Here is a 20,911-nt window from a genome sequence, read left to right on the forward strand (position 1 = left end):
CCCCAGAACGCAGACGCTAGCTCTGCGCTCTGCCATCTGAGCCAGTGGGCGTCCGACAATGAACTAGGCAAGAGTGCCCGCGGGTCAGGACAAGAGACTCCGCACCCTCAGGAGCAGGCCAGAGGCCTGCGGGACAGAGTGCGTCAATCAATCCTTGCCGCTCAACTTCCCCTGCTCCTGATCGTCACCCGGATGGGCCGGGACTACAGGCCCGGTCCGCGCAGCGGATAGAGCAGGTCGCCCGAAGGGCAGCGCATGAAGTGCAAACCACGGCCAAGAAACAGGGGACTCGGCCAAACGTCGATGATAGGTCAATGGCTAGGGGTGTCCGGCCCGAGCTTAGGCTACTGATGCTGTGTTGATCTATGGGGGTTTGTCTTGGGAATTGTAGGAGAAACGATAAGAGAAATATCGCTCAAGGTTTCTCAGTACTTCTTGGATTTCCTAGAGTCCGATTTCAAACGTCAGCAAGCGCCGCGCCGACGTGTCGTTCTTCAGACAGAGAGCGGCTTTCGCTCCGCATTGCGGGTCGCCACATACCCCGCTCTACAGCACAATCTGTGGCAGATAATCGGCAAACGCTCGGACGGCGATCCGACACTGAGGGTTGCACCTCGAACCTATCCACGTCCGATTTCCAATACCCTTCGCCTGATCATCAAGGAGCAGATTCAGGTCGTCGCGGACGACGAGCTTCTGAAGGTTCGGGCCGCCGTTTTCTCTCAAGCTGAAGACAGCCGCAGCCTCGCCATCGAGAATCCGGAGGAATGGGTCGATCTAGTCCGAACAACGCTCGCGGCAGAGATAGGCACTCACATCGTCGCGCCATTGCTGGCGCTCCTCGATGGCCCGCTCTCCCAACAATCTTACTCTGTTCATGACTCGATTTACGCGGCCGAATCCGAACTCATCGAGATCGTAGCGTCTCGTCTAGATGTCATACTGCCCGAGGTTCTCAGTCGATATCTCGCGAGCGGCGAGCAGGCGGAATTCCTTGCCGTGCTGGAGAGCGATCTGGCTCTCGAGGACGTTCAAGCCGAGATGCTTGCTTACTTCGAAAGTTTTATGGCGGCAGACGCCTTCCTAGAGTTCAGAGACCTCGACACCTACGCCATGACGGGCGAAGGCCTCCAGCTCTATCTCTATATCGGGCAGCTCAAATTCGGGGGCCACGGCTACCCGCTGTTTTATGTCCCTATCGAGGTTGAGCGAAGCGAAGGGGGCTACACCCTCAAGCTTCTAAACCATGTCTATGCCAACAAACGGGCGATTGACTACGTGTTGCAAGAACTCGGCGAACGCCAACAGCGGCAATGGCTAAGTCCCATCACTGACCGGATCACCTATCTCGCGCCCGATCAAAGCATCACGAGTGCAGTGCAGTCGTTGTTCCAGAAAATTGCGAATGCGCTTGATCTGGGTGGACAGGTGGAATTGAAGCCAGGCCCTGTTTTGGAGGCCTCAAACACCTCAGTCCTGCTTTCGACTGCTCTCCACATCGCAGTCTTCGATCGTTCCGACGAGGCGCTGCTCAACGATTACGAGGAGATGATAAGCCAAGCGCGACAGAACCAGCCCGGCGTCATGGATCTTTTCCAAGGCATTGTAGGCAGCGTGTTGGTTGAGAACCCGAAAAGCATAACAGGCGAGATCGATGCACAATGGGACGGCCGCTCATTAGTGGATCGGGTCGTTATCGACGCGCCCGTTCCGCTCAATGAAGAGCAGATCAAAATTCTGACTGCAATCCAGCATCCGGAAGGCCGGATCGTGGTTGTTGAAGGGCCACCGGGCACGGGCAAATCCCATACGATCACAGCCATCGCGGCTGATTGCGCGCTCAAGGGGAAATCGTGCCTGATCTTGTCGGACAAAACCGAAGCGCTCAATGTTGTGCAGCGCAAGCTCTCCGACACGATGAGCCAAGTGCGTCACAGCCGCGATTTTGTGAATCCGATTCTCCGACTCGGGCAGGAACAGGCAAATTTCAAGAAACTCACGTCACAGCAGACGCTGACTCAGATCAGCGCATACGTCCGGGCGAGCAAGGCGAACGCTCCAAAGATTCGGGGCGAGTTGGCAGACACTCGCGAACTGATGCGGGACCGGATTGATCGAACCATTTCGTCGCTTGGAACACTGTCGCTTCGTGAAGTGGCCGAGTTCCACGTCACCGAGAAAGACATTGAGGCAATCGATCCCATCCTTGCGGAACGCCTTCGCTCGGTCAAATCCGAGGCAACCGCTGCGGGTTTGAACGAGACTGTAGCCGACGAAGTTGCGCTCAAAGGCTACCTCGTTGACCTTTTCGACAGGCTCCTCCCCAATCAAGGCATCAGCGCCAACTCCCTGGAGCAACAGCTGAGGCTGGACGTTGCCGTACTGGAACTGTCGGACGAGGTAGAAGGGGCTTCGCTCGCCTTGCTGGAGACATGCTCAAGTGAGCATCTCGCAAGATTGACGCGGTGGGTGCTGGAGTATGACCAGCTGCGAATGCCGGTGTTCGGTTACCTCTTCCGGGGAGGAGCGATAAGAACCATCGAGCGCGATCTCAATGAGTCACTCTTGCCGATAAGGCCGGTCTTGATGAAGCAAGAGATCGCCATTTTGCGCGACATCCAACGTGATGCGACCAAGCTCAGACTCGGCCTTCCGGCTCATTTTCTCACGGAAGACGATCTCGGAAATGTGTTCTCGAAAATTGCGCAAGACCGGATACCCCCAACCAGCTCGCGAGCAGCCAAGAGGATGGTCTTCGGCCTTTGCAAGGTGCTGAGCGGCGCTCTTCCGGACGCGCTTACGCAAGGCACCGCCGAGCAATTGGCGGAACGGTGGCTCCTGGTGGTCAGCTACCTCACCGGGTTAGTGACGATCAGCGCGGAGTTCGCCAAGGTACCCGAGTTCGACTATGCCGGAAGCAAGTCGGTCCTAGAGCGTCTCAACGTCTCTGTCATGAACACAGAGGTCGATAACCGCCTGGTGCAGTTCATGGACAATTCGCGAGCAGATGCTCGCATTCTCTCCTCAATTGTCGCCAACCGCCAAAAGTTTCCCGAAGAGAAATTTGAGGACGTCAAGAACGCTTTCCCGGTGATCATCGCCAACATTCGCCAGTTTGGGGAATACATGCCGCTTGCACCGGGCGTCTTCGATGTGGTGGTGATCGATGAAGCTTCTCAGGTCTCTGTCGCGCAAGCTTTCCCCGCGATGCTCAGAGCCAAGAAGCTCGTTGTGCTGGGTGACAGCAAGCAGTTCAGCAACACCAAATCATCCAACGCGAGCATCGCGTTGAATGAGAAATACAAGGCCGATCTCAACGCCTACTTCCGTCAAAAGGTGGCCCAGGACGCTGGCACGCTGCAACGCTTGTCGCGTTTCGACGTAAAGTGCTCGATTCTGGAATTCTGCCAGCTTTGCGCGAACTACTCGATCATGTTGCGGAAGCATTTTCGTTCTTATCAGGAGCTCATCAGCTACTCCTCGCAGACGTTTTATGGAGGCCAGCTTCAGGCGATCAAGATCCGGGGCGTTCCGCTAGATGAAGTAATACGCTTCGATCAGATTGAAGTGGGCGAGGCTAAGGCAACGCGCGGGACGAACGAAGCCGAGGCGCGGTTTATCCTCACTCAGCTGCTGGAGCTGCTGGAAGATGACGAGCCGCCAACGGTGGGAATCATCACGCCCTTCCGGGAACAACAAGCGCTTCTGACGAAGCTGCTGTTTTCCCACGCGTCGGGCGCGGAATTTCAGGACAAGCTGCGCCTCAAGGTAATGACCTTCGATAGCTGCCAGGGCGAGGAACGAAAGATCGTCTTTTATTCGATGGTAGCTACGGCCGAGAACGATGCTCTGAATTACGTTTTCCCCGTCGATCTCACGGACGCCGAAGAGCGGGTCGAGGAAAAGCTGAAGGTCCAGAGGCTCAATGTCGGCTTCAGCCGCGCCGAGGAACTGGTCTGGTTCGTCCTGTCGAAGCCAATCGCTGATTACCGAGGCTCGATCGGTCAGGTGTTGAACCACTACAACAACATTCTCCAAAGAGGCGATATATCGCCCGACCTGACCGACCCGAACAGTCCGATGGAGACCAAAGTCCTGGACTGGCTTCAGAAAACGCAATTCTATCAGCAGCACGGGGATAGCGTTGAAATACTCCCGCAATTTCCGATCGGCGATTACCTCCGCCAACTCGATCCGACCTACAAGCATCCGTCGTGGCGGGTCGACTTCCTTGTCACGTTTGTTTCAGACCAGGGCATCGCGCGGATCGTCATCGAGTACGATGGATTCGAGCACCATTTTCAGAAGGGCAAGGACGTAAACGTCGGTTCCCACGAGCGGTACCTACTCGAGGCCGATATTGAGCGACAGCTGACGCTCGAAAGCTACGGCTACCGCTTCTTGCGGATCAACCGGTTCAATTTGGGCAATGACCCGGTCCAAACGCTTTCTGACAGACTTAATCGTTTGGTCGAGGCCCTTTTCGACGAGAACGGGGTAGATGCTGTCGAGGAAATGCAGGCGCTTGCCGGTGGCCTGGCGTCCAAGGAACTGAAGCAGTGCACGCGGTGCAACTCTATCAAGCCCTTGGTGGAATTCTTTGATCAAAGCCTCAAGGATGGTGCCGGTGCGACAGGCAGAGTATGCATGTCCTGCAAGAATGCGGACTCGGTAAAGAAGCGGGTAAGACCCTACTCCGGTTCTCGTGGTCGTCGCGGCTATCGACGTCGTTGGAGATAGCACCGTTTCAGAATCACCGCGACAAGGCCGCTACGTAGCAACCCGAGCAGCGAGACCTGTGCATTCCGTTGCGAGCCTCAATCTTCCCACCTGCGAGCGACACCCTGCTCGATCAATGCGTCGCCGACATCACGGCCTCCAACGCTGACCGTTGCAAGGGTTCGGCCATATTTGTCTTTGCCTTGGGGCGAGAGAACAACCGGTCCGCCAGATAACGTTGTCGCCAGAGCCACTCTGGCCTTGCTTCCTAACTCGAAGTCGCACCAACTCGGGTTCTTGCCGATCCGCAGATTTTTGCATCGAGCGGAACCAGGGGTCTCCGGGGCATCGATGTTAGCGATGCGGACTTTCTCCCCGTGAAGCCAGAAGGTGTCGCCATCGACAACACAATTGCGTCGGATCAGCCCGCAAGAGCTGAACGAGATTGTGTCGGACTGCGACCCACTGACTAAGGCTGAGATCGCGGACCAGTTGGTGATTGCCATTCCACCCGCAAAAACCCCAGCGAACGCACAGAGCCCAAGCAGCCATAAGCGCCCTTGTCCGGCTGGTCGCCGTCGGCGATAGTTAGCCATGTAAATTGGCCCGAGTTTGACGGGCGCACCAGTAGGTTGCTTTCGAATGGCCATAGGTCTGGCGAGTTTGTGACCTTTTGCAACGTTTGTCTATCGACGAGATCAATACCTATCGCCGACATAGTTGCCGTTTTGCGACATCATTCACGGCTCGGATGACCGGATGTCCGATCATGCTGCAGTTTGCAGTGCAACCCCGAGCATAAAGCGGTCGTTACTCAGCCGTTGCTCGCAAAGTTCCATGTGTGCAGATTGCTTAGTGTGTTAGGGACGTTGCGAGATCATGATAGTTCAAAAGGACAAGGCGTGAAAATTGAGAATGGCGGGCCACGCCTCAGTGCAACCGATCTTGCAGGGTATCTCAATTGCCGCCATTTGACTCAACTCGAACTTTCGGCAGCCCGGAGCGAGCTCGACAGACCGAAGTTCTTCGATCCGCTGCTTGAGGTGCAGTGGGAGCGGGGCAAGCAACACGAGAATGCATTTGTCGAGCATCTTAATGGGCAAGGACTGACTTCAATCCTCATAGAAGGGTTTGATATCAACGACGCGGCGCTCGCTGATACGATATCGGCCATGCGCTCGGGCATCGAGGTAATCGTGCAGGGAGCCTTAGGTGGCGGTTCCTGGGCAGGGCGCGCAGACATTCTGCGCCGCGTCGATAGTCCTAGTGAGCTTGGCGCATGGTCCTATGAGGCGCTTGATACCAAACTCGCCCGCGTAACGAAGGGCGGAACTATCCTACAGCTGTGCCTATATTCAGAACTTATCGGCGACATTCAGGGCGTCATGCCGGTCTATGCCAGCGTAATTCCGCCATGGTCCGATTTCCAGCCCGAGCGCTATCGGTTGTCCGACTTTGCCGCCTACTACCGCCAAGTGAAGGCAGGCTTGGCTGGAGCTGTCGGAAGCGAGCAACCTGCCCAAACCTATCCCGAGCCGACATCCCACTGCGACGTTTGCAGTTGGAATGCTCGATGCGCCAAGCAGCGGCGCGATGATGATCATCTGTGCCTAGTCGCTGGCATTTCGAGCATGCAGATTGCCGAGCTCAAGGATCGAGGCGCTACGACTGCCACAGCACTCGCGCAGATGCCGCTCCCATTGCAATGGAAGCCGGAGCGAGGGTCAAAGGAATCGCTGGAACGGGTCCGAGAACAGGCGAGAATTCAGATCGAAACCCGACAAGCTGGTGAGCTCCGCTACAAAATGCTTGCTCCGGTAGCCGGTTTCGGCCTCAATCGTGTTCCCGAACCCTCGGAAGGCGACATCTATCTCGATTTTGAGGGCGATTCTTTCGTAGGCGAGCACGGACTCGAATATCTACTGGGCTTCCACTTTCTGGAGAACGGCGAGGCTCAGTATCGCGGCCTTTGGGCATTCGATCGTTCAGCTGAAAAGGCTGCTTTCGAAACCTTCATCGATTTTGTCCTCGAACGGATGAAGCTGCACCCGGACCTCCATGTCTATCACTACGGCGGTTACGAGACTGGCGCGCTCAAACGCCTGATGGGGCGTTACGGTTCGCGCGAGGATGAGCTGGACCGGCTCCTGCGTGGCCAAATCTTCGTCGACTTGCTGAGCGTCGTTCGACACTCGCTGCGCGCCGGCGTCGAAAGCTACTCGATCAAGAGGCTCGAGCCACTGTTCGGTTATGTGCGCGATGCCAAGCTGCCCGATGCCAATCTGGCGCTCAATCGTCTGCAAGTCAGCCTTGAGCTTAACGATGCCAGCGGCATCCTACCGCAAGACAAGGATACGGTTGAAACTTACAATCGAGACGACTGCGTTTCGACCCGCGCCTTGCGCGATTGGCTCGAGGTCGAGCGCGCCAAGCTCATCGCTCAGGGTGCCGAGATCACAAGGCCGGAGCCGGCAGATAGCACCCCTAGCGAGGGGCTTGCGGAGTGGCTGGAGATCATTGGCCCGCTCATCGAGCAGTTGGTTGCCGATGTCCCGGCTGATCCTGCGGAGCGCAGCAGCGAACAGCATGCCCGTTGGCTGCTCGCTAATCTCCTGGAGTGGCACCGCCGCGAAGAAAAGGCGACCTGGTGGGAGTACTTCCGCCTCCGCGACCTCTCACCAGACGATTTGCTGGACGAGCGCGCAGGTCTCGCGGGACTGACGTTTATCGAGACAGTGGGCGGAACAGCAAAATGCCCAATCGATCGTTACAACTTTCCCGCCCAGGAAGCCGATATCCGGCCAGAAAAGAGCGTAAAAGCACCCGGCGGGCAGAGCCTCGGCACTGTCGAGGACATCTCAAGAGAGAACCGCAGCATCGACATCAAAAAGACGTCGGCCATGGCGAGCGAACACCCTGGAGCGCTGTTCGTGCACGAGTTCGTCTCCTCCAAACCCATGCAGGAATCGCTAGTTCGCCTAGCGACCTACGTTTGTGAAAACGGCATGATCGACGGCGATTCATATCGAGCGGCTCGCGATATGCTAATGCGCTTTGCCCCGCAGGTCGGCGAAGGCGCTGCTTTGCGCCAGGACGGAGAAAAGCCACTGGACGCCGGTGTTCGGATCGCCCCGCTCATCGCCTCCGGCGTGCTGCCAATCCAAGGGCCTCCCGGCACGGGCAAGACTCACACCGGTGGGCACATGATCTGCGAACTGGTCAAGCAGGGAAAGAAGGTCGGCATCGTCGCGAATGGTCACGAAGTGATCCGCAACCTGCTCAACAAGACCATCGAAGTCGCCGAGGAAACGAACACTCCGCTCGTCTGCATTCAGAAACCTAAAGGCGGGTCGAAGGAGGATGCGGCCGACCGGCTACGCTTCGCCAAAAAGAACAATGCCGAGGTTTACGCTGCACTGCAGGCGGATTGCAGCGTCGCCGGTGGCACTGCCTGGCTATGGTCGGATGCGGCTGCCTTCGAGTGTCTCGACGTCCTTTTCGTTGATGAAGCGGCACAGATGTCACTCGCAAACGTTCTCGCCGTATCGCAAGCGGCTAAGACCGTAATCCTGCTGGGCGACCCCCAACAACTCGATCAACCGATGCAGGGCAGTCACCCCGAAGGCACGGGATGCTCGGCGCTCGATCATCTGCTTTCCGGTAAACAGACAATTGGGCCGGACGAAGGCCTTTTTCTCGATGTAACCTGGCGTTTGCATCCGGATATCTGCGAGTTCACATCTGAGCTCTTCTACGAAGGTAAGCTCACTTCGAAAGAGGAGACAGTCAGGCAGCGGATCAATGCCGCTGGAGTCGCTACTGGGACGGGGCTTCGCTTTGTGCCGGTCGAGCACAAGGGCAACCAGAACTGCTCGCCCGAAGAGGCCGATGCCATCGCAAAGCTGGTCGGCGAAATCCTCGCACAAGGTGCCACTTGGATTGATCGGGACAACAACGAGAAGCCAATCGGGATCGCGGACATCCTGATCATGGCACCTTACAACGCCCAGGTTTTTGAGATCCAGCGGCGCTTGCCGCAAGCGAGGGTTGGGACCGTCGACAAGTTCCAAGGCCAAGAGGCACCAATCGCGATCTATTCACTCGCCAGTTCCTCCCACGCCGATGCGCCTCGCGGAATGGAGTTCCTCTACAGCCTAAACCGGCTGAACGTCGCAGCGTCACGGGCGAAATGCGTCAGCATTCTCGTCGGGTCGCCTCAAGTTTTCGAAGCTGACTGCAGGACTCCTCGGCAGATGCAGTTAGCTAATGCGTTTTGCCGCTATCTTGAGCTTTGCTCCTAATTTGTTAAGCTGTCCCAGAACTTCTCTAATGAACTTGCCACGAATCTAGCTTCTTTGACGATTGACAGGTTTTTCGGAGACAGGCGGCAGTGGCTGACGTTTGATGGCACGATGCGTGATGGCCGCTGCCGCTGACATAGCCGTCATTCAGACCTTGCGAACGGGCGCTTGAAAACTGCCGGACGTTCAACTCGTCTCGTCACCCGATTGATCGGGCCGAATGCATCGGGCGGGGTCGCGGGTGGGCAGAACTGCTATGCCCAGGAAGGTTAGGAATGGCCTGGATTGGCATTGCGCGTGTCGAGGACCCTTGGGGCTCCGCCGCGAAGCAGTTCAGTTTGTGTTTTCTGCGAAAGATATAGGTAATTAGCCGGCAACCCCAGCCGACGCGCAGCCTGGCTGGGAGCACTGGCCGGATCATGCCGTCGATCAGCCAGGCGGCCCATCAACTTGAGCGCCATCCGGTCGACTGCTTTCAGATCATTGCGCGACCCGAGCTGCAGCTTCTCACGCAGTTGCGGCGGCAACAACGAAACGGCGGCGCGCGCTACGGCGCGGTGGAGGAAGCGCGGGATGCTGGGTGCAGCGCGGCCGGATTCGATGATGTCGAGAAATTCAAATATGATCGGATGCGGCTCAAACCGGGGTTCAAGTTCGCCGTACATGACCATGAATTCGGCGACCGATTGCGGCGTACGGCGCGCACCAAATTCCCGGCCAACGACTTCGCTATCGTGCATAAAGCGGTTCTGCTGCGCATCGCTCAAGGGCGCGACAAACCGGTGATAGGCGGTCAGAAAGCCATACGATGCGGTTGCCGCCACCCAATCAAGCAGCGCCGGATCGAGTGCACGGTAGCGTTCGCCTGACGGGGTCTCGCCGACGACCTTGCCGTGCAGTTTGTTAACCTGGCGAATGACATTGCGCGCCGTGCTCGCCGGACCATAACAGGCCAGCATCGCGACCAGCCCGGTCCGGCGCGAACGGCCGATCGGATCGGCCTTGTAGGTGGAATGATCCCACACGCCGGAGCGGATCCGCGGTTCGGCAAATTCAAGCAGAACCGCGGCGATCCCGCCAATTCCCAGCGCGATTTCGTTTTTGTAAACTCGCCACTGGACCGAATCCGGGGCGAACAGGGCCGCTTCTCCCGCCGGGGCGGAGAAATCGACATCGAGACCGAGATAGCTTTCAGTCACAGCGGCCTTGCTCCGTCCTTATCCGTCAGAAATCGAAGCCGAGCGTTGCGCCCCAGGTCCGCGGCGGATTGGGGAACCGCACCACGACGTTCGCATTGCTGGCAATAGCCGACCAGTAGTACTTGTTGAACAGGTTCTTGCCCCACAGGGACAGCGACCAGCCCTCCTTGCTCTTGATCCCGATGCTCCCGTTGGCAACAGCATAGGCATCGATCTTGTAAAGCGGCAGGTTCTCGAAGATCGTGTTCGACTTTGACTGGTAGCGCAGGCTGACCGCTCCGTTCAGGTTGAGCCGATCCGTTATCGGCGTGTCGTAGGCCACCGTGACGCTGCCCTGGAAGTGCGGGCTGTAGATGAATTCCGCGCCATCGAAGTTCTGCGGCTGCCCGGCGGCATTGGTCCCGTTGTAGCTGTCGACCCGGGTCTTCAGCCACAAGGCATTGCCGACGATCGTGAAGCCGCGCGCCGGGCGCAGCGTCAGTTCGCCTTCGAACCCATAGGCCTTCGACTTGGGCACATTGTCGAGCCGCGACAGCGCGGTGTAGATCGGATCGGCGAAGTAGGTACTGATCTGCTTGTCGCGGTAGTCATAATAGAACGCCGAGAAGTTCGCCTGCACCTTGCGGTCGGCAAGCGTGGCCTTTATCCCCACTTCATAAGCAGTCAGCCGCTCCTGCTTAACCGGGGCATTCTGACGAGCTATACTGGCCGCGTTGATCGGGGTCGTGCCGGACTTGTAACCGCGCGATACCGAAGCATAGACCAGCGCATCGGGCGTGGGCGTCCAATCGAGCGCAGCGCGCCAGGCGACGTTGTTTTCAGACAGGGTCGAACGTACTCCGCCGAACGTGCCCGTGGCTGGGTCGAAGGTGTTGCACTGACCCTGGGTAATCTCGGGCGCGAGCACGCCGTAGGTCGAAAAGAACAAGTAGCGGTTCACGACATTGACGTTAGGCAGCATGTTGCCGTTGAAATCGCGCGAGCAGCCATCGTATCGCTGACGGTCTTCGGTGTAGCGAATGCCGGTGGTCAGCTTGAGCGTATCGCCGAGCTGCCAGTCGGCATTGCCGAACATGCTCCAGGTCCTGGTGCTGATCTGACCATAGTCTTCGTAGGTCCGGAACGCCTGCGACATCTGGGTCGCGGTGTAGCCGCTCGAGTTGAACGGCGTCGCCAGCAGGGTGTTGCCGTAATAGCGGATCAGGCCGACATTGGCGTTCTGGCCGAGCATCGTCCGGTTCGAATCGATGATCTGGTCATTCGCGTAGTAGCCGCCGACCAGCCAGTTGACCGATCCCGACTTGCCCTCGACGTGCAGTTCCTGAGCAAAGCTCTTGATGCTGCCGACGGTGTTCTGCAGTAGCACTTCAAACGGCGCTCCACTCCAGTCCGACAGCGCGTTGCGCTTGAAATAGTTGTAGCTGGTCAGCGAGACAATCTTGGCCTCTGCGCCAAGATCTTGGTCGATCCGCAGTTTCAGACCCCAGAATTCGTTGTTTTCGCGCAACGGCCCGGGAAGGCCCAGCCCGGTACCGACATCAGCCGAACGGCCCGCTTCCGGCGCCCAGTCTGCCTGCGAAGCTCTGGTCGGGGTGTTGTTGGCGATGTAGGTCGCCAGTCCCGGTGCATTGAACAGCCGCGACAGGCTTGTGCCGGTGACGGGGTCAGTCGCCGGGGTAAAGCCGATACCCTGACCCGCGACGGTGTCCGACTTGTTGCGCCACCACACTACCGAAGCGTCGATGTGGGTGCCCGCTGCCGGGTCGATCGCCAGCGAACCGCGAACCCCATATTTCCGCACCTTGCCCAGCCGTTCGTTGCGGCTGTTGCTGACCTGCCAGCCCTCATCGCTGTTATCGCTGCGGAACGCGAGCCGTGCTGAGATACCCTCGGCGATCGGCCCGGAAATGTGCCCGCCAAAATTGTAGGTCTTGTAGTTGCCGACGTCCGCCGTCAGCGATCCCTCGAACTGATTGGTGGGCTTGGCAGTGATGAAGTTAATTAGCCCGGCCGTGGTGTTGCGGCCATAGAGGGTGCCTTGCGGACCCTTGAGAACTTCGACCCGTTCCAGATCCATCAGCGGACCGGTGTTCATGATCGGGTAGGCATAGGCGACTTCATCGACGTAGGTGCCAACGGTCGAAGTGGCTGAAAGGTTGATCGTGTTGAAGCCGATTCCGCGCAGGGTATAGGTCGGCACACCCTGATAGCTCTGCGACACGGTAAAGCTTGGTGCCACGGCAGTCAGATCGCGCACGTCGGTTACGCGCAAGTCCTTGAGCGTTTCTGCAGTTACCGCCTGCAGGGCCATCGGCACTTGGTTAAGCGATTCGCCGCGGCGCTGGGCGGTGACGATGATCTCGCCTTCGGGCGCATCGGCGGCAGGGGGGCTATCGGCGTCTGCGGCGGCGGCAAGGCTCGGGCTGGCCCAGGCTATGCTTGTGGCGACGCCTGCAAGCAGGATAGAACGGAATGCCGTCATGTCAAAAATCCTCCCTCAAATCGAACTGCCGCTGGACTCGTCTTGGTGCGAGCCGCGCGGCAATCGGTTAATGACAATGGACGGATTTCTTGCTTGTGCGGCAAGCTGGCATCCGTGTCAGGGTAGGAGCGACCAAGTTGACTGATAGTGCAGCAGACTGCTGGGCGGAAATGCCCGCCCTGATCGCGGCAGTGCAGGCGGCTGGTGACCGGGTCGGCTTGCCCTACATTGCCGCGCAGGCTGACCTGGGCGATCCGGAGCCCATGGCAGACAGCGCAGGGCAACCCTATGCGGTCACCACTTTTCGCTGGTTCGATCCGGCGCATGAATATTGGCGCGACCGCAAGCTGGCGCTCCAAGTCCCGTTCCTGACCGCTGCTCGCCTCGTGGCGGAGCCGTTCTACTACAGCGAAGGAAAGTTGCTGACCTGGCGTTCAACCGGACTGCTCGACCAGGTCGACTGCCGCCCGGTTCAGGCCGGCGGCTATGAGGGCGAGGCGATCGTTGCCCCGATCCATATGCCGCGCGGTCTGGTTGGCGCTGTGGTGTGGTGTTCGCGCGACCGGGTCGGGGTGGAGCAGCTGTTCGCGCATCATGGTGCGCAAATGCACATTCTGGCGTTGCAACTGGTTGCAACACACAATGAGGCGCGCGGGCGGCCCCGTAACGCTACTGTGCTGCAGAACTTGACGCGGCGCGAGGTGCAGTGTTTGCGCTGGGCGGCAGCGGGCAAGACTGACGGAGAGATCGGCACGATCCTGGGGCTTTCGGTTTCGACCGTGCGCTTTCACCTGCGCAACGCGGCGGGCAAGCTTGGGGCGACCGGCCGAGCCCAATCGATCCAACTTGCCGCTGGATTGGGCTACGTCGGTGCGGGTTCAGCCTGACGCAAACAGCAGCTTTGCCAAGTCGCAAAGGCAGGCCATGGGTCTGGAATGGATACGATGACCGAACCCGAAACTGAAGCCTTCCGCGCCGAAGTTCGCGCCTTCCTCGAAGCGAGCTTGACCCCGGAACTGCGCGAGGCTGCGGCGCGCGCGGCCAGCGTTTTCATCGATCCGGCGGTGACCTTGCCGTGGCAGGCGATCCTGCATGCCCGGGGCTGGGCCGCGCCTGAATGGCCAGCGCAATTCGGCGGCCCCGGCTGGAATGACCTGCAACGCTACGTCTTTGCCGCCGAGTGCGCCCGGGCCGGGGCGCCGGGCTTGGCTCCGATGGGGCTGAAGATGGTCGCTCCTGTGATCATGCATTACGGCACCAGCGAGCAGCAGGCCCACTACTTGCCTCGCATCCTCTCGGGCGAGGACTATTGGTGCCAGGGCTTTTCCGAACCAGGGGCCGGGTCGGATCTTGCTTCGTTGCAGCTAAAAGCGGTGAGCGACGGAAGCGACTACGTGCTGACCGGATCGAAGATCTGGACCACGCATGCGCATTTCGCCAATCGCATGTTCTGCCTGGTGCGGACGTCGAGCGAGGGCAAGCCGCAGGCCGGGATCACGTTCCTGCTGCTCGATATGGCAAGCCCGGGTATTACCGTTAAGCCGATCCGCACGCTCGCCGGGGAGCACGAATTCAACCAGGTGTTCTTCGATGAGGTTCGCGTGCCGCAAGCCAACCGGCTTGGTGCCGAAAATGACGGCTGGTCGGTGGCCAAGCACTTGCTCACTTTCGAACGCGGCGGCCGATACGCTCCGGCGCTGATCGAGCGACTGAGCCGGCTCAAACTGCGCGAAGGAATCGATCCCGTCACCCGTGCCCGGCTCGGGCATGAGGCGGTTTCCTTGCGCGCACTCCAGGCGCTTGAAATGAAGGCCATGCGCGGGCTGGGCGGCAGTCCAGCGCTTTACGCCTCGGTGTTGAAAGTCCTTGGGACCGAGGCGGCGCAGCGGATCGACACGCTTGACTGCGACATCGCCGGGATCGACGCATGGAGCATGGCCAACGGTCAGACACCTGCTGATTTGGCGACCGCAGTCCCGCGCTATCTGAATGACCGCGCCGCCAGCATTTACGCAGGCTCGAACGAAATCCAGCGCGACTTGATTTCCCGGCAGCTGTTAGGCTGAACGCTCGAGCAAGGCTGCCTCGCTCCCCAGGCCAGCCGCAATCGCCAAAACCCGCTTGAACCGGGCGCCCAGTTCGAGCTCTTCGGTCAGGCCCATCGCGCCGTGGAGCTGGACGGCGCCTTCACCCACTTTGCGCGCCGCATCGCGAACCGCGACGCAAGCCGAGGAGGTTGCCTGTGCTCGATCGACCTCCCCCGAACCGAGCGCGGCAATGGCCAGTTCGGTGAGCGCGGCAGCTTGCATGTGGCTGAGTTGCATGTCGGCGAGTCGGTGCCGCAGCGTTTGAAACAATCCGATCGGCGCGCCGAATTGCCGTCGCTGGCCCAGATAGTCGGCAGTGTCCGCGATCATCCGCCGGGTCAGCCCAACGGCCTCGGCACAGCGGCAGGCGAGAACCACGTCATTGACGAAAGCTGCGAGTGCCGTTGCAGGCGCGCCGTCGACCAGCAGTTCGGCTGCACCTGCCAGGCACAGATCGGCAGCTATCGTGCCGTCATGCATCGGCCGCGCGGTGCGCTCAGCTGGCGTTGCCAGCAGGATGACCAGCGGATCGGCCAGGATCAGGATGTCAGCCCGCGCCGCACCCGCAACCAGCATCGCCTCTCCTGAAATTGCATAACCGGTAACCGCCCGGCGAACCTGCGGCATGCTGGCAGAAGTTGCCGCGCAAATCAGCGCTGCCCGCTGGGAACCGGTCGCCAGGCCGGGCAGCGCCGGATGCTCAGGGGCTACTGCGGCCAGAACCAGGACTGCGGCCGCATGAACCAGCCACTCGACCCCGGCGAGCGCCGTTCCAAGTTCGGCCATGATCAAGGCCATATCGCTGGCCCCGCCGCCGAAGCCGCCAATCGCTTCGGGTGCCGTCAGCCCGCCAAGGCCGATCTGATCGCACAGCGCATTCCAGTCTGGCTGAGGATTATCGGCAAGAAACCGCTGCACTGCGTCGCGCAGCACCAATTGGTCGGGACCAAGCGGCAGGTCAAGCATGTTCATCTCAGTTCACCCGCCGTTCGTATCCAGCCCAGAACGGCTCGCGCAGTTCTCGCCTCAGGATCTTGCCCGATGGGTTGCGAGGCAGCTCTGCAATGAAATCAACAGATTTAGGGCACTTGTAAGCCGCGATCCGCTCGCGCGCCCAGGCAATGATAGCGGTCGGGTCGGGTGTCGCGCCGAGGGCGGGGACGACGATTGCCTTGACCGCTTCGCCCCACTTTGCGTCCGGCACACCGATCACGGCCACGTCGGCCACATCGGGGTGTCCATAGATCGCGCTCTCCACTTCGGCCGGATAGACGTTCTCTGCGCCGGTGATGATCATGTCCTTGATCCGGTCTTTCAGGAACAGGTAGCCCTCGTCATCCAGCATACCGGCATCGCCAGTGCGAAGCCAGCCGTCCTCCGACAAGGCCGCGCGAGTGGCCTCTTCCTGCCGCCAGTAGCCCAGCAGGTTGGACGGAGAGCGAACCTCGACCTCACCCGTCTGACCCGGACCAAGCAGTTCGCCTTCGCTGCCCCGGATCCGAAGTTCCACTCCCGGCATCGCCTTGCCAGCGGCGGCGAGCAAATGCCGCCGGGTCGGATCGTGATCTTCGGGCGGCAATGCGACCACGCCGCCCCAGGTTTCGGTCATGCCGTAAACTTGAATGAACTGGCATCCCAACCGGGCCATCCCCGCCTCAAGCAGCGGCACCGGGATCGGACTGGCTCCGTAGGAGAAATAACGCAGGCTCGAAAAGTCGGCGCTTCCGGCGCGGGGGTGAGCCAGCAGCAATTGCAATGCTGCCGGGACCAGAAACAGTCGCCGCAGCCGGTGGACTTCAATCGCATCCATCAAGGCACCGGGATCGAACTCGCGGTGGATGATCATCTCGCCGCGCGCATGCAGGATGAGCAAAGCCTGTCCGGCTCCGGCAATGTGCCCGAACGGCATCGCCAGCAGCGCCGTCTCGCCCGGTGCAGACTGCAGCCAGTCAAGCCCGGCGGCATCGATGACCTGCCGATAGCGGGTGGCATTGGCATGGCTCAATACTGCGCCCTTGGGCCGCCCTGTGGTCCCCGAGGTATAGATCTGGAGTAGGGCATCGTCCGCGCACACCTCGATTGAGGGCCGGGCCGGAGCTGCTTCGGCGATGAAGCGCTCGAAAGTCGTCCAGCTTGGCTCGGTCAACTCGCCTTCGATCTGAACAACTCGCTCGGGCAGGACAGTTAGCGCTTTGGCCACTGGGGTCAGGTCAGGGTCGAGGAACAATATTTGCGCGGTGCTGTCTTCAAGGATGTAGTCAACTTCGCCGCGTGCCAGCCGCCAGATGATTGGGACCAGAACCATGCCAGCCTTGGCCACACCAATAACTAGCGCAACTGCCATGTCAGAGTTCTTGCCAAGGTAGGCAATCCGGTCGCCCGGCCGGGCGTGGGCAAGAAGGGCGTTGGCGATCCGGTTCGAAATGGCATCCAGCTCAGCATAGGTAGTGATGCGATCAAGATAGCGAAGCGCAATCGCGTCACCACTCTCGGCCGCATGCCGGTGAATGATCTTGCCGAAAGTAGGCGCGCTGGTTGACGCGGTTGCTGATAATCCTGCTTGCATATCCAATTCTCCCGCCGATCCAATCGCCGATCAGCAGGAACATGGATAGCTGGTGGTTCTTGCAGGTCCGCAGTCCGCCTCGAGTGGATTTGCGAGCGTAGCATTGCTTATGTCTGCAATTGGGCTGTGTCTGGATAATCCCCTTTCGGGACGAGAACAATGAAAGCCTAGTTAGCCGTGCGTTGCCAGAGACGTCTGCTTTCCAAGGTCTCAATCCAAGACCTGCCGTTCCGGAGTGTCCAACCAATCGGGCATGGATGCGGTGCGGGAATTCTCCAAGGACGCACACTGGCCTCGCAGGCTCGGACCAGGGTGCGGCGTTCTTGTCGCTGACCCGCTGGCACTCTTGCGGCTCTCCTTGCCGAACGCCGGCTGGCGCCCAGTCCCGCGCGCCTTGCGTTCGGCGGCGTCGAGCCTTGCAAGGGTGCCGTTTCTTGCTGGCTCGCTGCGCGAGCGGTGTCCCCCGGCCGACGCAGGCCCAGATTGCTGGATCCGTACATCGCACCATGCGGATGAGGAGAGGGGGCGGTTAGGGGACGCCTTAGGACGCGACCGTTCTCGAGTCTTTTCGGCTTCCCGCCCCAGAAGTTTCTGCTATGTTCCAGGGAGCAAACCAATGAACGCCATTATGACCGATTTCGATTTCAAGCAGGGTAGCGAACCTGTCCCCCAGAAGTGGGAGGGCTTGGCCGAACTTGATCGTGCGCTCGCCGAGAATCGACTGACCGAATATCGAGTGAAGAAGGCTTGGGCTGATCCATGGGCCCAGGCACTTGGCATTGTCGTCATCACACTGTTCGTCGCGTTTGGAATTTTTGTGGTTATCAATGATCTGATCATTGGCCACTAGGTTTCCATTCCTTCACTTCGTCAGCAGCTTCTGCACTTGCGCCCTTGGCACCCCCAGTGAGTCCCTCGAGGCGTGACCTTTCGCCGGTGATCCGCTGACGGCCAGTGCCCTGCTGTCCTATCACTTCGTCGTGGATTGTTGACGGCGCTGGGCCTTGCGGAAGGCCACCTGGAGCCGGGATGGCGCCGAGCGGAGCCGTGGCGCGAACGCTCGCCGGGGTGCTGACACCTGGGCTTCCGATCGGCGCGACGGGCGGAAGGACGAGCTCGCTTTCGACCTCGGATATGATGCTGCCCGCGTAGGATTCGATGAACTTGCGTTGGAGCGCCTGACCCTTTGGGCTGAGCTGGAATGTTGTGTCGTCGAAACGAACATCGCCGTAATAGTCGCGGTTGTTCTCGATCTCGGCCATGCCCCATTCGCGGTAGGCCTGGCTGAGGTTGAGGTTCCCGGCCGCATTGCTTCCTGCGAAGAACGAGGCCTGCTGTTCGAGCCGGTTGCCTGTCTCTTCGGATCGCCGTGCTTCGAGCGTGCTGGTCTTGGTCTCAGTGAGTGAGGCGTTGAGACCGGTGGCAGTCGAGCGTACGCGACTGTCTGTCGAAGTGCTAACGGTGCGCATGAACCCGTCGCGGGTGCTGGTCCAGTTGTGACTGTCCGAGATCTGGCGCAACGTGCCCGAGATCTTGTCGCGGTCTTCCGAGGCAATGCCGATGTCGCTGTCGGTCCAGGACTGGTTGCGCCCCCCTTTGAGGTTAGCTCCAGCACTGAAGACGCCTGCGTTGCCGCCCACACCCGCGGACGCCTCTCCATTCAAGAACCAAGATACAGTGATGTCGTCCGCAGCACGGCGCGATAGCCCGTATTTCTGCTGGAGGACGTTGGAAGCCTGGTCGACCTCGCTGTACGCGCTCTGTACGCTGTCGGAGCTAGACGTACCGCTGGCGGTCTCGATGCTTTGGCCGCTGTTGGTCTGGTCGCGCAGCTCGCGGAATTGCGCGATCGAGCTGATCGTCGATTGCTGGGCAAGCGCGCTCTTGGCTTGGCTGTTGGCATGGTAGCCGCTTGCCATGGTCGAGAGGCGCGAAGAGAAATCGCGGCCGAGCGTCGGGGTGAACGGGTAGCTCGAATTCGGGAGCTGGTCGTAGGCGGCCTCGGGGTAGCTGGTGGTCTGGCTGCCGCTGTCGCTGATCGTGCGGGTCTGTGCCGCGCCATAGGTGAAGCTCGGCGCGATCGTCCCTTGCGCGAACTGGCGGGTCATGACGGTCGAGTTCTCGAGGCTGGTGTTTCCGAGCGCGACATTGCCGGTGCTGGCTTCCCGAGCAGCTTCCTCGGCGGCATTCTGGCTCGGGTTGAGGTAGCTCGTGGCCTGGTGCGAGATCGCCATGGCACCCTTGGCAACACCGCCCGCGAGAAACGGCACCGAGGCGATGAGATAGCCGGCGAGAAGGCCAATGTCGGAGTTCACGTCGGCCATGCCGGTGAAGGTTGCAAGGCTGAGGCCACCCGCTCCTGCGACCGCAGTCATGTCAGCGGCGCCTTTGACCATCAACATCATGTGGAGGATCACGAACAGCGGTCCCCAGGCGGCAAGGTAGAAGAACCCGGTGACGTAGCCCTTGAGCGCCAGCGGTCCGGTTTTGGGCAGCAGGAACAGCGGAAACAGCACCGGGAACAGCGCATAGAACAGCACGGTCAGTACGACATTGAGCAGCGGCACCCATTTCATCGCGGAGTTCGCGATCGAGGAATAGGTCCGCTCGGTCTGGATGTCGGCGCGGGTCTGGGCATAGACATCGACATTGCCTGCACCGCTCGCCCCGCTGAACCCGTGCATCGCAGCTTCAATCGCGTTGATCGTCAGCGTCTGCTTGAACAGGTCGGTCGCGCTTGCCGAAACCCCGGTGAGGTACTGGTAAGCGACCGGCAGATCGGCGAACAGCTTGGCCTTGGCGAGCGCAGCAGTCTGGTTGGGGTAGAGCTGTCGGCCGAATACCGTGCCCATGGCGTCGATGAGCGAAGTCCACTGCGCGTTCATCGCGTCATAGGCCTCGCGGCAAGTGATAATCGTGGAGGTGACCTGGCCGCCGGTGTCGCGGGTGAGGAAGCGCTGGGCGCGGGCCTGGCTGCCCGGAGCGATTGTTGTCCAGATGTCGCTGCTCTCGGCGAGCTGCTTCATCGAATAGCGACCCAAAAGCACGTCGTAGAACACGCATTGGCGGAAGTGTTCGTCGAGGTTCGCAGCGAACTCCGGATCGGAGATGCGAAGGGAGCGCGTCGCGTCATAGAGCCGCGCGCCGTAGATCATCCCGTTCTTCGAGTAGTTGAGATCGCCGGGAAGGCCGAACACCACCTCGGCTGAGCCGGTCAGGTAGTCGCCGACCTGGCTGGTGAAGCTCGCCATCAGTGCCAGACCGAGCGGCACGTTGCTGACATTGGCGGGCGCAAGGCTCGGGTTGAGCCGGTCGGTGATGTGCACGTCGGTGCGCGGCACCATCAGGCAGGTGTACATCAGCGTCGCGCCGAGGAACCAGTTGATCCAGGCGCGCCAATCCTGATTGAACGCCAGCGTGATTGCCGAGAGCGCCAGTCCCATGACCATCACGACCTGGAGCAGGCTCTTGTAGCCGCCATTGCCCGTCCAGGCGGCAACCGCCTGAAACACGTTGACCAGATAGTCGCCGCCGCCAACCGTGAAGATCTCGAGCAT

Annotated in this window: 11 protein-coding genes; 5 read left to right on the forward strand and 6 right to left on the reverse strand. The window is 60.0% G+C overall.

Annotated features, from left to right (window positions below; genetic code table 11):
• Positions 1-378: 378 nt before the first annotated feature.
• A complete protein-coding gene (locus ACFFF7_RS15315) occupies positions 379-4,740 on the forward strand; it encodes an AAA domain-containing protein (RefSeq protein ID WP_379482208.1) in 4,362 nt (1,453 codons plus the stop codon).
• Between the two features lie 77 nt (positions 4,741-4,817).
• On the opposite strand, the gene ACFFF7_RS15320 is transcribed toward ACFFF7_RS15315, so the two are convergent.
• Positions 4,818-5,225, reverse strand: coding sequence for a thermonuclease family protein (locus ACFFF7_RS15320; RefSeq protein WP_379482209.1), 408 nt, complete (start codon positions 5,223-5,225; stop codon positions 4,818-4,820).
• A gap of 396 nt (positions 5,226-5,621) precedes the next feature.
• Between ACFFF7_RS15320 and ACFFF7_RS15325 the strand changes: the two genes are divergently transcribed.
• Entirely contained in the window at positions 5,622-9,020 is a 3,399-nt protein-coding gene (locus ACFFF7_RS15325) for a TM0106 family RecB-like putative nuclease (RefSeq protein ID WP_379482210.1), read from the forward strand.
• 269 nt (positions 9,021-9,289) lie between these two features.
• Here ACFFF7_RS15325 and ACFFF7_RS15330 read toward each other — a convergent pair whose 3' ends face one another.
• Both ACFFF7_RS15330 and ACFFF7_RS15335 read right to left on the reverse strand, forming a co-directional pair.
• The gene (locus tag ACFFF7_RS15330) at positions 9,290-10,219 is read right to left on the reverse strand and encodes an oxygenase MpaB family protein (protein ID WP_379482211.1); all 930 of its coding nucleotides are present in this window, start codon (positions 10,217-10,219) and stop codon (positions 9,290-9,292) included.
• 25 nt (positions 10,220-10,244) lie between these two features.
• Entirely contained in the window at positions 10,245-12,701 is a 2,457-nt protein-coding gene (locus ACFFF7_RS15335) for a TonB-dependent receptor (RefSeq protein WP_379482212.1), read from the reverse strand.
• 137 nt (positions 12,702-12,838) lie between these two features.
• Here ACFFF7_RS15335 and ACFFF7_RS15340 point away from each other — a divergent pair, with 137 nt between their 5' ends.
• Positions 12,839-13,588: a helix-turn-helix transcriptional regulator gene (locus ACFFF7_RS15340; protein WP_379482213.1), complete on the forward strand. Its 750-nt coding sequence runs from the start codon at positions 12,839-12,841 to the stop codon at positions 13,586-13,588.
• A gap of 48 nt (positions 13,589-13,636) precedes the next feature.
• Positions 13,637-14,767: an acyl-CoA dehydrogenase family protein gene (locus ACFFF7_RS15345; protein ID WP_379482214.1), complete on the forward strand. Its 1,131-nt coding sequence runs from the start codon at positions 13,637-13,639 to the stop codon at positions 14,765-14,767.
• Here ACFFF7_RS15345 and ACFFF7_RS15350 read toward each other — a convergent pair.
• On the reverse strand, positions 14,759-15,760 hold the full coding sequence (locus tag ACFFF7_RS15350) for an acyl-CoA dehydrogenase family protein (RefSeq protein WP_379482215.1): 1,002 nt from the start codon (positions 15,758-15,760) through the stop codon (positions 14,759-14,761). The two genes, ACFFF7_RS15345 and ACFFF7_RS15350, sit on opposite strands and share 9 nt — an antisense overlap.
• A gap of 1 nt (position 15,761) precedes the next feature.
• Positions 15,762-17,354 (reverse strand): long-chain-fatty-acid--CoA ligase, encoded by a 1,593-nt coding sequence (locus ACFFF7_RS15355; protein WP_379482216.1) that lies wholly within the window; start codon positions 17,352-17,354, stop codon positions 15,762-15,764.
• 616 nt (positions 17,355-17,970) lie between these two features.
• Between ACFFF7_RS15355 and ACFFF7_RS15360 the strand changes: the two genes are divergently transcribed.
• Positions 17,971-18,204: a hypothetical protein gene (locus ACFFF7_RS15360; RefSeq protein ID WP_379482217.1), complete on the forward strand. Its 234-nt coding sequence runs from the start codon at positions 17,971-17,973 to the stop codon at positions 18,202-18,204.
• Here ACFFF7_RS15360 and ACFFF7_RS15365 read toward each other — a convergent pair.
• Positions 18,191-20,911 (reverse strand): conjugal transfer protein TraG N-terminal domain-containing protein, encoded by a 2,721-nt coding sequence (locus ACFFF7_RS15365; RefSeq protein WP_379482218.1) that lies wholly within the window; start codon positions 20,909-20,911, stop codon positions 18,191-18,193. The two genes, ACFFF7_RS15360 and ACFFF7_RS15365, sit on opposite strands and share 14 nt — an antisense overlap.

The organism is Novosphingobium aquiterrae (assembly GCF_042434435.1).
In the GTDB taxonomy this organism is placed as follows: domain Bacteria; phylum Pseudomonadota; class Alphaproteobacteria; order Sphingomonadales; family Sphingomonadaceae; genus Novosphingobium; species Novosphingobium aquiterrae.

Coding starts and splice junctions, on each gene's coding strand:
- ACFFF7_RS15320 (WP_379482209.1), bottom strand. CDS start 5,225: ATGGCAATCACCAACTGGTCCGCGATCTCAGCCTTAGTCAGTGGGTCG.
- ACFFF7_RS15345 (WP_379482214.1), top strand. CDS start 13,637: ATGGATACGATGACCGAACCCGAAACTGAAGCCTTCCGCGCCGAAGTT.
- ACFFF7_RS15365 (WP_379482218.1), bottom strand. CDS start 20,911: ATGCTCGAGATCTTCACGGTTGGCGGCGGCGACTATCTGGTCAACGTG.
- ACFFF7_RS15350 (WP_379482215.1), bottom strand. CDS start 15,760: ATGAACATGCTTGACCTGCCGCTTGGTCCCGACCAATTGGTGCTGCGC.
- ACFFF7_RS15360 (WP_379482217.1), top strand. CDS start 17,971: ATGAACGCCATTATGACCGATTTCGATTTCAAGCAGGGTAGCGAACCT.
- ACFFF7_RS15355 (WP_379482216.1), bottom strand. CDS start 17,354: ATGCAAGCAGGATTATCAGCAACCGCGTCAACCAGCGCGCCTACTTTC.
- ACFFF7_RS15335 (WP_379482212.1), bottom strand. CDS start 12,701: ATGACGGCATTCCGTTCTATCCTGCTTGCAGGCGTCGCCACAAGCATA.